Annotated in this window: 9 protein-coding genes and 1 pseudogene; 6 read left to right on the top strand and 4 right to left on the bottom strand. The window is 61.2% G+C overall.

What is annotated here, in order from left to right; genetic code table 11:
- Positions 1-191: 191 nt before the first annotated feature.
- Genes GVN17_RS27370 through GVN17_RS27380 form a run of 3 tightly spaced genes read right to left on the bottom strand, consistent with a single transcriptional unit; the run spans position 192 to position 3,918 of the window.
- A complete protein-coding gene (locus GVN17_RS27370) occupies positions 192-2,399 on the bottom strand; it encodes a xanthine dehydrogenase family protein molybdopterin-binding subunit (protein ID WP_166598429.1) in 2,208 nt (735 codons plus the stop codon).
- A gap of 11 nt (positions 2,400-2,410) precedes the next feature.
- A complete protein-coding gene (locus tag GVN17_RS27375) occupies positions 2,411-3,397 on the bottom strand; it encodes a xanthine dehydrogenase family protein subunit M (protein WP_166598420.1) in 987 nt (328 codons plus the stop codon).
- On the bottom strand, positions 3,394-3,918 hold the full coding sequence (locus GVN17_RS27380) for a (2Fe-2S)-binding protein (protein WP_166598421.1): 525 nt from the start codon (positions 3,916-3,918) through the stop codon (positions 3,394-3,396). The genes GVN17_RS27375 and GVN17_RS27380 overlap by 4 nt, the downstream gene beginning before the upstream one ends.
- Before the next feature lie 352 nt (positions 3,919-4,270).
- Between GVN17_RS27380 and GVN17_RS27385 the strand changes: the two genes are divergently transcribed.
- From GVN17_RS27385 to GVN17_RS27395, 3 genes are all read left to right on the top strand, one after another.
- Positions 4,271-5,563, top strand: coding sequence for an NCS2 family permease (locus GVN17_RS27385; protein WP_166598422.1), 1,293 nt, complete (start codon positions 4,271-4,273; stop codon positions 5,561-5,563).
- Positions 5,560-6,645 (top strand): tRNA (uridine(54)-C5)-methyltransferase TrmA, encoded by a 1,086-nt coding sequence (gene trmA, locus GVN17_RS27390; RefSeq protein ID WP_166598423.1) that lies wholly within the window; start codon positions 5,560-5,562, stop codon positions 6,643-6,645. The genes GVN17_RS27385 and trmA overlap by 4 nt, the downstream gene beginning before the upstream one ends.
- Before the next feature lie 189 nt (positions 6,646-6,834).
- Complete coding sequence (locus GVN17_RS27395; RefSeq protein ID WP_166598424.1) at positions 6,835-8,127, top strand: MFS transporter; 1,293 nt, start codon at positions 6,835-6,837, stop codon at positions 8,125-8,127.
- Between the two features lie 59 nt (positions 8,128-8,186).
- On the opposite strand, the gene GVN17_RS27400 is transcribed toward GVN17_RS27395, so the two are convergent.
- Complete coding sequence (locus tag GVN17_RS27400) at positions 8,187-9,125, bottom strand: LysR family transcriptional regulator (RefSeq protein ID WP_166598425.1); 939 nt, start codon at positions 9,123-9,125, stop codon at positions 8,187-8,189.
- Positions 9,126-9,236: 111 nt separating this feature from the next.
- On the opposite strand from GVN17_RS27400, the gene GVN17_RS27405 reads away from it, so the two are divergent.
- The 3 genes and pseudogenes from GVN17_RS27405 to GVN17_RS27415 form a co-directional block, all read left to right on the top strand.
- On the top strand, positions 9,237-10,430 hold the full coding sequence (locus tag GVN17_RS27405; protein ID WP_166598426.1) for an MFS transporter: 1,194 nt from the start codon (positions 9,237-9,239) through the stop codon (positions 10,428-10,430).
- A gap of 179 nt (positions 10,431-10,609) precedes the next feature.
- Entirely contained in the window at positions 10,610-11,575 is a 966-nt protein-coding gene (locus tag GVN17_RS27410) for a hypothetical protein (protein WP_166598427.1), read from the top strand.
- 506 nt (positions 11,576-12,081) lie between these two features.
- Positions 12,082-12,173 (top strand): annotated as a pseudogene (locus tag GVN17_RS27415) (neutral zinc metallopeptidase); the annotation flags it as partial.

The following is a 12,173-nucleotide window of genomic DNA, read 5'->3' on the forward strand; positions in this document are numbered from 1 at the left end:
TTTGTTTCTAAACCTTGAAGACCCACGACAATGCGTTGCTGCCGCGTTGATGCAAATTACGCAGCCGCCCTGCCCACGAAACGCACCAGCGCGACCTGTGCTTGCACTGTGGCGACATTGAGAAAGATGGCAGGTTGACAGCAGCATGACGAGTGCCTGTAGGAGCGAGCCCCTACAGGGTTTGCGGATGATCAGAGCACTTTATCCAAGGTGATCGGAAACTCGCGCACGCGCTTGCCCGTTGCATGATAGATGGCATTGGCAATCGCGGACGCGACACCGACGATGCCAATTTCCCCGACGCCCTTGGACCCCAACTCGTTGACGATCTCGTCGTTCTCTTCAACGAACAGCACGTCGATCTCGCCAATGTCGGCGTTCACGGGGATGTGGTATTCCGCCAGGCTGTGATTCATGAACCGGCCCAGGGTGTGATCGGTCTGAGTCTCTTCTTGCATGGCCTGACTGATGCCCCACACCACGCCCCCCAAAATCTGACTGCGGGCTGTTTTGGGATTGACCACCCTCCCCGCCGCCACCGCGCTGACGACGCGATTCACTCGGATGTTGCCCAAGTCTTCATCGACCAGCACCTCGACAAACACCGCCGAGTGCGTCGCGGTGGCGTAGCCGTTGCGCTTCTCGTCGGGTTCGGCGTCGATCTGCACGTCCAGCGTCTCGTGGGACGACTCACGGACGATGTCGGCGTAGGCAAATCGCTGATCCTGGATGATCAGGTAGCCGTCGCCAAACGCGATGTCTTCCATGTCCACCACCGCGAATTGCGGATGGGCCATGCGCACAGCGTCCAGCAGTTTGGTGCGCACGCCTCGGCATGCCTGCTGTACCGCCGTGCCCACTGATGACACGGTGAACGAGCCGCCCTGCAACGGCGCGGTCGGCAACGAAGAGTCGCCCAGGACGAAAGTCACGTCGTCATGCTTGACCCCGGCGGCTTCGGCCGCGATTTGCACCATGACGGTGTACGTCCCGGTGCCGATGTCGGTGGTGGCGCTGCTCACGGTCAACTTGCCATTGGCGTCGATGCTGGCCTTGGCACTGGCCTTCATCTGCATCGCCTCCCACACCCCGCCCGCCATGCCCCAGCCCACCAACTGCCGGCCGTTGCGCATGCTGCGCGGTTCGGGATTGCGTCGATGCCAGCCGAAGCGCTCTGCGCCTTGCTCATAGCACGCGATCAGTTCCTTGCTGGAATAGGGTTTGTCCTCGTTGCCATTGCGCTCGGCGAAATTAATCACGCGCAGCTGCACAGGATCGATTCCGGCAGCGCAGGCCAGCTCGTCCATCGCGCATTCCAGCCCGACCATGCCCGAAGTCGCGCCCGGCGCCCGCATGTCCAGCGGGGTGTAGACGTCCAGCGGCGCGAGTTTGTAGGTCAGTTGTACGTTGTCGCACTGGTAGAGCATGCCGCTCCACTCGACGACGTGTTCGGTGAAGTCCTCGAAGCGCGAGGTCTGGCCGATGACGTCGTGCCCCACTGCCACGAGCCGGCCCTCTTTGGTCGCACCGAGTCGCAGGTGCTGCAAGGTGTTGGGGCGGTAGCCGAAGGTGAACATCTGTTGGCGGGTCAGGGTCACGCGAACTGAACGCTTGAGCTGCAGGGCCGCCATCACCGCCAAGGGCAACTGGTATTGCGGACGCAGGCCGGAGCCGAACGCACCGCCCACGAACGCGGCGAAAATGCGGATCTTCGACTTGTCCAGGTCGAACACCTTGTGCAGGTAGTCCTGACAATTCTGCGGGCCTTGGGTCTTGTCGTGGATATGCAGGCTGCCGTCGGGTTGATAGAGCACGGTCGAGGCGTGGGGCTCCATCGGGTTGTGATGCTCGTTGGGCGTGCTGTAACGGGCGTCCATGGTGAACGCCGCGCTGGCCATTCCTGCGTCGAAATCACCCCTCGGTTTCGGGGTTTCCGCCGGGGCCGTATGAGCGCTGCCTTGGGCGGCGAGCAGACTCGTCTGGTGAGCCTCGGTCTCGTACTCGATGCGGATCAGCGAACCGGCATGGCGCGCAATCTCCAGCGAGTCGGCCACGACCAGCGCCAACGGCTGACCGCTGTAGAGCACGCGATCGTTATAAAGAGGCCGAAAGGGAGAGCCTTCTGCCGAGTCGGCGTCCTCGTAATCCTTGTCGTAACTGGCGACGCGGGGGCGGTTGAGGTGGTCGATCACAGCCACGACGCCCGGCACTTGCAGCGCCTGCGACGTGTCGATGTTGATCACGCGGCCCCGGGCGATGGTGCTGGAGACCACGCTGCCATGAAGCAGGCCCTTTTCCGGGTATTCACCCGCGTAACGGGCCTGGCCTGTCACTTTCAGCACGCCATCGACTCTGTCCAGTGGCTGACCCACGGGCGAGACGCGACCGGGTGGAAACATTTTGGCGTTCATCAGGCATTCCCTCCCACGGCGGCGTCGCTGAGCGCACGGACGATAGCGCGACGTGCCAGTTTGATCTTGAAGGCGTTGTGCTCAAGCGGCTGAACGTCGCGCAGCATGGCGTCGGCGGCGGCCACGAAGTTTTCCCGTGAGACCGGTTGGCCGATCAGCGAGCGCTCGACCTCTTTGTCGCGCCACGGCTTGTGCGCCACACCGCCCAAAGCCAATCGCACCTCGCGAATAACATCGCCGTCGAGTTCCAGCGCGGCGGCCACAGAGACCAGCGCGAACGCGTAGGACGCGCGATCACGGATTTTCAGGTAATGGCTGTGCTGCTGAAACCGTGCAGGGGGCAGTTCGATGGCGGTGATCAGTTCATCGTCCGCCAGTTGATTGTCCCGTTCGGGGGAGTCGGCAGGCAGTCGATGGAAATCCGCGAATTCGATCGTGCGTTTCCCGGCGCGCCCTTCGACATGAACCACCGCTTCAAGCGCCGCGAGTGCCACGCACATGTCTGACGGATGAGTCGCCACGCAGTCGTCGCTGGCGCCCAGAATCGCGTGAATCCGGTTCAAGCCTTGTTTCGCAGGACAGCCAGAACCCGGCTCGCGCTTGTTGCAGGGCACGGTCGAATCGTAGAAGTAGTAGCAACGGGTGCGCTGCAACAGGTTGCCGCCGGTGCTGGCCATGTTGCGCAACTGAGGCGACGCACCCGCGAGTACGGCCTGTGACAGGAGCGGGTAACGGGTTTCGATCAACGGGTGCCAGGCCAGGTCGGCATTGCTGACCAGCGCGCCGATCATGACGCCGCCTTCGGGCGTCTCGCGGACGTCCTTCAGCGGCAGTCCGGTGATGTCGATCAAGTGCTCGGGGTGGGCGATGTTCTCCTTCATCAAGTCCAGCAGGTTGGTACCGCCCGCGATGAAGCGGCTGGCGGGTCCCGCAAGGTTGATGGCTTGAGCCACATCGGCTGGTTTGCTGTAACTGAACGGGGTCATGACTGGCGCCCTCCCTGACCGGGTGCGGCGTCGAGTTGAGGCAGCACCTCAACGACGGCCGCACGAATGTTGCTGTAGGCGCCGCAACGGCATAGATTGCCGCTCATCAGCTCTTTGATGTCGTCTTCGCTGTTCGCGCGCCCTTCGTTGGCCAGCCCTACGGCCGAACAGATCTGGCCCGGCGTGCAGTAGCCGCACTGAAAGGCGTCATGTTTGATGAACGCCTGCTGCATCGGGTGCAGGGTGTCGCCTTCGGCCAACCCTTCGATGGTGGTGAGTTCGGCGCCGTCGCACATGATCGCCAGCGTCAGGCAGGCATTGATGCGCTTGCCGTCGCGCAACACGGTGCACGCCCCGCATTGGCCGTGGTCGCAGCCTTTTTTGGTGCCGACCAGATCGAGCTGTTCGCGCAGCAGGTCAAGCAACGTGGTCCAGGGTTGCACGTTCAATTGCCGGGGTTGGCCGTTGAGCGTCAGGGCAATGGAATGCTCTGCGAAGGCCTGTGGGTTCGTCGCACTCATGGGAAAGCCTCACGGTTGTTACGCATCAGCGCAGTGAATCTGCGTCTCTGGTTTACGACGTGTGGTGTTTCGCAATCGTTCAGGGAATGTGATGAGTGAGCGTCGGGGCGCTCGATCATCGACGGCCAGACGGTTTGAGCCTCAACGCCGCGGCGAATGGAGGGGCAATCCTGACAAATACCGTCCCCCGACGGGCTCCCGCCCCCATCCCGCAAAGCTGCTGGTATGATGCGCGGCTTTTTTGCGACTGGCAGATTTTGTGCAGTGAATTAATACGAGCCGTTTCAACGGCTGTGCTTTGCTGTTACTAGTCGATTCATTAAAGGCGCATTGCGCCACCGGGGAGCCATACATGCTGGAGCGGCTGTTTCAACTCAAGGCACATGACACCAATGTGCGTACCGAAATTCTGGCCGGGGTCACGACGTTCCTCGCCATGGCCTACATCCTGTTCGTCAACCCGAGCATCCTCGGCGCGACCGGCATGGACAAGGGCGCCATCTTCGTTGCGACCTGCCTGGCGGCCGCCATCGGTTCCACGGTCATGGGCCTGATCGCCAACTACCCGATCGCGCTGGCACCGGGCATGGGCCTGAACGCCTTCTTCACCTACACCGTCGTCCTGCACATGGGTCACACCTGGCAAGTGGCGCTGGGGGCGGTGTTCATTTCGGCCGTGATGTTTTTCCTGCTGTCGATCTTTCGCATCCGCGAGTGGATCATCAACAGCATCCCGCTGCCGCTGCGCTCGGCCATTGCCGCCGGTATCGGCCTGTTCCTGGCGCTGATCGCCCTGCACAACGCCGACATCGTGGTCAGCAACCCGGCGACCATGGTCGGCCTGGGCGACCTGGCCAAGCCTGCGCCCATTCTTGCCGCGCTCGGTTTTGCCCTGATCGTCGCCCTCGACGCCCTGAAAGTGCGCGGCGCGGTGCTGATCGGCATTCTGGCGGTCACCGTTATCTCCATCGTCCTCGGTTTTTCGCCGTTCGGTGGCGTGATGTCGATGCCGCCATCGCTGGCCCCCACGTTCCTGCAACTGGACATTCCGGGCGCGCTGAACATCGGTCTGGTGAGCGTGATCTTCTCGTTTCTCTTTGTTGATCTCTTTGATAATTCGGGCACCCTGATCGGCGTCGCCAAGCGCGCCGGCCTGATGGGCAAGGACGGTCACATGCCGAAGATGGGCCGCGCCCTGATCGCCGACAGCACCGCCGCCATGGCCGGTTCGCTGCTGGGCACGTCAACCACGACCAGTTACATCGAGTCGGCAGCAGGCGTCAGTGCCGGGGGCCGCACCGGTCTGACCGCCATCGTCGTCGCTGTGCTGTTCTTGCTGGCGCTGTTCTTCGCCCCGTTGGCGGGCAGCGTTCCGGCGTTTGCCACCGCTCCGGCGTTGCTGTTCGTTGCCGTGCTGATGACCTCGGGTCTGGCGGAAATCAACTGGGACGACATCACCGAAGCCGCCCCGGTGGTGCTGACCGCGCTGGCGATGCCGTTCACCTATTCCATCGCCAACGGCATCGCCTTCGGTTTCATTTCCTGGACCGTGATCAAGCTGTTGTCGGGCCGGGCCCGTGAGCTGAATTCGGCCTTGGTCGTACTGTCGATTCTGTTTGTGATCAAGTTGGGCTTTTATCCATGAGTGCTGCGTTCGACCCTGCCAACTACACCCGACAGCTCGATGAAAAGGCCCAGCGCCTGCGCGAGCTGTTGCAGCCCTTCGATGCACCCGAGCCGCAAGTGTTCGACTCTCCGCGCGAGCATTACCGCTTGCGCGCCGAGTTCCGGCTGTGGCGCGACGAGGGCGTGCGTCACTACGCGATGTTTGCGCCGGGCGATAAATACACCCCGATCCTGATCAACGAATTCCCCATCGCCAGCCAGCAGATCAACGCGCTGATGCCGGTGCTGCGGGACCGTTGGGAAGCCAGCAAGACGCTCAATCACAAGCTGTTCCAGGTGGATTTCCTGACCACGCTGGCGGGCGACGGCATGATCACCCTGTGCTATCACCGCCCGCTGGATGACGCCTGGCAGGCTGATGCCGAGCAGTTGGCGTCGGACCTCAACGTCAGCGTGATCGGGCGCTCCAAAGGCCAGCGTCTGGTGATCGGTCGTGATTACGTGACCGAGGAACTGGAAGTGGCCGGGCGTACGTTCAGCTATCGCCAGCCCGAAGGCGCGTTCACCCAGCCCAACGGCGCGGTGAATCAGAAAATGCTGGGCTGGGCGTACGACGCGCTGGGCGACCGGGACGATGACCTGCTGGAGCTGTATTGCGGCAACGGCAACTTCACCCTGCCGCTGGCGACCCGCGTGCGCAAGGTGCTCGCGACCGAAATCAGCAAGACGTCGGTCAACGCGGCCCTCAGCAACCTGGCTGACAACGGTGTGGATAACGTGTCGCTGGTGCGTCTCTCGGCAGAAGAGCTGACCGAGGCGCTGAACGACGTGCGTCCGTTCCGCCGTCTGGCCGGTGTCGATCTGAAAAGCTACGACTTCGGCAGCGTGTTCGTCGACCCGCCCCGCGCCGGGATGGACCCGGACACCTGCGAGCTGACCCGACGTTTCGAACGCATTCTGTACATCTCCTGCAACCCGGAAACCCTGGCCGCCAACATCGCCCAACTGCACGACACCCACCGGGTGGAGCGCTGTGCACTGTTCGACCAGTTTCCGTACACCCACCATATGGAATCGGGTGTGTTGCTGGTTCGTCGGTAATCCTGATCGTTGCTTTGATCGTTCCCATGCTCCGCGTGGGAACGATTATCTGCGATGAGCCTTTCGCGACAGCCCTCAAAACGCGCCTATTCCCTACCATCCATCATTAAATTTCTGACAGTAAGCGGCATATACCTCCTTGGCGGTGTATAACAGTCGGCCGTCTTTCGCTTCGATGGATGTCCTGCCTTGAGTTCCGATTCGTCCGCCTCACCTTCCGACGCCGTTTCTGGAAGTGCCCTTAAGCAGCCCGGCTTTTTTGCCTTCCTGACCGCCCGCCTTGCCGCCGTCTTCGCCATGCAAATTCAAGCCGTTGTCGTGGCCTGGCAAGTCTATGACATGACCCGCGACCCGATTTCGCTGGCGTATGTGGGACTGGCGCAGTTCATTCCGATGCTGTTGCTGCTGATGCCGGCCGGTGACCTGATCGACCGCTACGACCGCAAACTGATCCTGACCATCAGTTGGACCGTGCAGGCCACGTGCAGCCTGATTCTGATGCTGTTTTCCGTTACCCACCACCAGGACACCCGCCTGATCTACGCGACGCTGGCCCTGTTCGGTTGTGCCCGGGCGTTCACCGGTCCGGCGCTGCAAAGCCTGCTGCCGCAAGTCGTGCCTCGGGAAAAACTGGCGTCGGCGATTGCGACGAACAGCATGATCATGCGCATCGCGACCATCGCCGGGCCTTTGGTCGGCGGCGGTCTTTACGCGGCAGGCGGTGGCGGGCTGACCTACACCGTGTGCACGGCAAGCTTCATCGCAGGCGTGCTGTTGCTGATTCGCGTGCCGGTGCTGTACGCCGGTAAAAAGCAGATCCTTGAATCCACCGCCTGGAAACGCTTCACCGCCGGGATCGCCTTCATTCGTTCTCGCCCGATCATTCTCGGCACCATTTCCCTCGACCTGTTCGCCGTGCTGCTCGGCGGCGTAGTGGCGTTGCTGCCGATCTACGCCCACGAAGTGCTGCACCTCGGTCCTCAAGGGCTGGGCGCGTTGCGCAGTGCGATGAGCCTGGGCGAAGTGACCACCGGCCTGTATCTGGCGGCGCGTCCGTTCGATCGCCACGTCGGCATGGTGATGTTCATCGCCGTGGCGGTGTTCGGCGTCGCTAACCTGGTGTTCGCCCTGTCGACGCTGTTCTGGCTCTCACTGATCGCGCTGATGTTCGCCGGTGCGGCAGACATGGTGAGCGTCTACATCCGCTCGACGCTGGTGCAGTTCTCCACGCCGGACGACATGCGCGGGCGGGTCAACGCCGTGAACATGCTGTTCATTGGTTCCTCCAACGAGCTGGGCGAATTCCGTGCAGGCAGCAGCGCCTCACTGTTCGGCGCTGTGCCTGCCGCGATCCTCGGCGGGCTGTGCACGCTGGGCGTGGTGGGCACCTGGATGGTGGGTTTCAAAGCGCTGCGGCAGGTGAACCATTTCGCCGATGCATCGCCTGTGGAAGTGTCCGAGAAGCAGACCGCGCGGGTGTGATTAGGCTCGGTTTGATGTAGGAACGCTTGCCGGCGATACGTCAGATCAAGCGCCAAGGGCTAATCGACGGTTGCTGACCGCGTGCTGCCCGACGGCGTCAGTCGGGCAGTCAGGTAATCCAGCAGCGCCCGCACTTTCGGCAGATTTACCCGGTTCCTGCGCCAGACCAGATTCATCGGCATACTTTCGGTAGCCAGGTCTGGCAGGACTTCCACCAACGCCCCCGAATCCAGATGACGCTGCACCAGCCACGTGGGCAACTGCGTAATACCCAACCCCGCCAGCGCTGCCATCACCACCCCTTCCCCATCGCCCACGGCCACGTGGGGGTGCATGATTCTGCGCTCCATGTCGCCGGATTGCCGCCCCTTGAAATACCACGGGCTGATCGTGCCCGCATGCATCGAATAGCCCAGGCACCGATGCGCTTCGAGGTCGTGCTCAAACGCCGGTATGCCGAACTGGGCCAGGTATTCGGGGGACGCGCAGAACACCAGTCGCTGACTGCCAAAATAGCGATGTCCTACGCTGGACGCCCACGCGTCTGGCCCGCCAATCCGCACCACGATGTCGATTTCTTCGTGCACGGGGTCGACGAAGCGGTCCGCGAACGAAATGTGCGGCATCAATCTCGGGTGCTGTTTGACGAAGTCCAGAATCAAAGGCAGGACGTGCAACCGTCCATAGGCCGCGGGCAAATCGATGCGCACCTTGCCCTGAGGCTCATCCTGCTCGGAATGCAGCACCTGCTCGACTTCTTCAAGGTCCGAGAGCACGGCGGTGCAGGTCTGGTAAAACGTCAGTCCCGCATCAGTCAAAGACAGGCGTCGAGTGGTGCGGTTGAACAGCCGCGTCCCCAGTCGGTTTTCCAGCCGACCGATGCTTTTGCTCACGGCAGAATTGCTGAGATTGAGGCGCTCGGCAGCGGCGGTGAAACTGCCCAGATCGGCGACGATGACAAACACGTCGATGCCTTTGAGGCGTTCGGAAGAAAACATCAGCGACCCCGCGATTAGTGAACCTGTTTCACATCATTTCAGAAAAAATGACCGGAATAGACCTTAAATTCTCCAATAGGCTAGCGCCATACTTTTTTCTGGAGTTTTCCCATGTCTTCCCCCTCAACGGCCAACGCCGACGCGCTGCCGTACGAGTCCTCGCGATCCGGCGTGCAGATCCTGATCATGGCCATCGCGGCCTTCATCATCGTAACCACCGAGTTTGTCATCGTCGGGCTTCTGCCTGCGCTCGCGCAGGATTTGAACGTCTCGATCACCGTTGCCGGTCAGGTCGTCACGCTGTTTGCCTTCACGGTGATGTTGTTCGGCCCAGTGCTGACGGCCAAGCTGGCTCGCGTGGAGCGCAAAAAACTGTTCACACTGATTCTGATCGTCTTCGCTTTGTCGAACGCCTTGGCGGCTGTTTCGACCAACATTTGGGTGCTGGCCATCGCCCGCTTCATTCCAGCGCTGGCGCTTCCCGTGTTCTGGGGCACGGCCAGCGAAACCGCCGGGCAACTGGCCGGTCCCGGCAACGCGGGCAAAGCCGTGTCGAAGGTCTACCTCGGCATCTCGGCGGCGCTGGTGTTCGGCATCCCGCTGGGCACCGTGGCAGCAGACCTGATTGGCTGGCGTGGCAGCTTCTGGGTGCTGTCGGGACTCTCGCTGATCATCGGCATTCTGATGCACCTGATGATGCCGACACTGCCCAGCGCCCCCGTTGCGGACGAAGGCGAGAAACAGACCGCCATCTTGCGTCAGCCTCGGTTCCTGGCGCACATCCTGCTGTCGGTGCTGACCTTTACCGCGATGTTCACGGCCTACACCTACCTGGCCGACATCCTCGAACGTCTTGCGAATATTCCGTCGAGTCATGTCGGCTGGTGGCTGATGGGTTTCGGCGCCGTCGGCATGATCGGCAACCATCTGGGCGGCGCCATGGTGGACCGTCGGCCGTTGGGGGCGATGGTGCTGTTTCTGCTGGTGCTGGGGTTCGGAATGCTCGCGGCAGTGGCGCTGGCGGCGGACACCCCGTGGCTGGTCGCGTCGCTGATCATCTGGGGCGTCGCCTACACCGCGCTGTTCCCGGTCTGCCAAGTGCGTGTGATGACGGCTGGCGCTAAAGCGCAAGCGCTGGCAGCGTCGATGAACATTTCGGCGGCCAACGCTGGGATCGGCCTTGGTGCCATTTTTGGCGGCTTGGGCATTCATCATTACGGGCTGGGTTCGCTCGGGATCATCGCCACGACCCTCGCCGCCCTTGGCGTTATCGTGGCGCTGTTGATGATGCGCGGTCAGCGTTAACAACGTGGCTCGCGCGAGGAAACCCCTCGCGCAGCACACTCTATGAGCCAGTCTTGTAGGAAAGAATCACGCCCAAAGTAGGGCCGTTCTGAATTCTCTGTAACCCCGCCCCAGCCCCTCGAAAAGCCCGCTGCCCTTTTCCTATCCTCGCGCTTTCATGCACGCTCAGGGACAGGAAAATGGCAGTCGCAGGCAAGCCGTATGTGTTCATCAACGATCAGGTTCAGCACTACCCCGTCATCAAGGCGCAGGTCGGCGGTGGAGCAAAATTCGACCAGCTTAACGCTCATGTCCGCAACACGATGGTCATGCCGGGGCAGCTCATGGTCGTCGCCGATGAATCGACGTCGCGAGTGACGCCTGAGGAGGCGGAGATGATGAGACTCGCCTACGGCACTCACCATTCGCTCTTCCAGCATCAAGCGGACAAAGACATCGTCAAGAATTACGACCTGTTACAGCACATGCTGGGCTACGGATCATTGGGCATCGGTGCCGCCACCGGGAGCTGGGAAAAGCACCTCAAAGGTGTTGAAGCCACGCTGAAAGACATCGAGCAGCTGTATCAACTCGCCCTCAAACGCGGCACCCCCATCGCTCGGCAGGAATTCATCAACCAACGCCGCGTGCACTTCGTCAAACTCGCCACTCAACTCAAAGGCATCGCCCACTGGGGCACAGGTATGCGCAATAACGGGTCAATCAAGAAAATGTTGGGGGTTTCGACGAAAAGCTATCTGCACAACCCGGAGATGCGTGGCTATTCGCAACGGCTGGCGCATATTGCCAAGGCTTCGAAGTTGCTGAGGATGGGGACGCCGATCGGGATCGGGTTGAATGCGTGGTCAACGCATCTGGAGATCAAGGAAGCGTGTTCGATGGGGCGGGAGGAAATGTGCAGGAAGGCGAAGTATGTCGAAGGGTCGAAGCTGGTCGGCGGCATTAGCGGCGGCCTGATAGGGGGCACTATTGGAATGGCCACCCTTACACCGCTTTGCATGGTCGTGTTCGGAGTACCAACCGGCGGTTTGGGCGCGATTGGATGCGGTATCGTCGCGTCTGCTATAGGCGGATACGCTGCAGGCTCTGCAGGTGAGTGGGGTGGTGAACACATTGGCGAAATGATCTACGAATGGAGGCCGTAATGCCGATTTTTGTCGTCCTGGGCTTGGCTTGGCTCATTTCCTCGTGGATCAATCTCATGGCAATGGGATGGTTCACGTACAAGAATATTGATGTACTTGAAGCGCATTTGTCCGACTGCCAAGGTGTTACAAACACCCGAAACCTGTGGCAAGGCGGCGTGATAGGTCGACAGATGCGACTCAGCATCATTTTCGCAATTATGTACATGCCGAGAATCATGTACCGCCGAGGTGACATTACCCAAGACGCTCACCTCAGGATCCCCTTCCGTTTGAGGCGACATATCTGGGGACTTCATATCTGGCTTTTCATCAACGGCGGCGCCCTAGCTGCACTGTGTTACGCCATTGAAAGCTCTCGATAGTCAGCAAGGTTAGGGAATGCTCCGCAATCACCGAGCCCCCCCTGAACCATTCCCCCCGCTTCGCCCTCTTAGTCCCAGCAGTCAGACGCCGTACCTCCCCCGGCGTCTACACTTCCTACACGACCAAAAGAGGATTCTTCCATGCTCTGGAAAAAAGGACGTCGCAGTGACAACGTCGTCGATGCACGCGATGACTCCGGTGGTGGGGGTGGGATGCGCATCGGGGGCAAGGG

The organism is Pseudomonas sp. SLFW (assembly GCF_009905615.1).
In the GTDB taxonomy this organism is placed as follows: domain Bacteria; phylum Pseudomonadota; class Gammaproteobacteria; order Pseudomonadales; family Pseudomonadaceae; genus Aquipseudomonas; species Aquipseudomonas bambusae.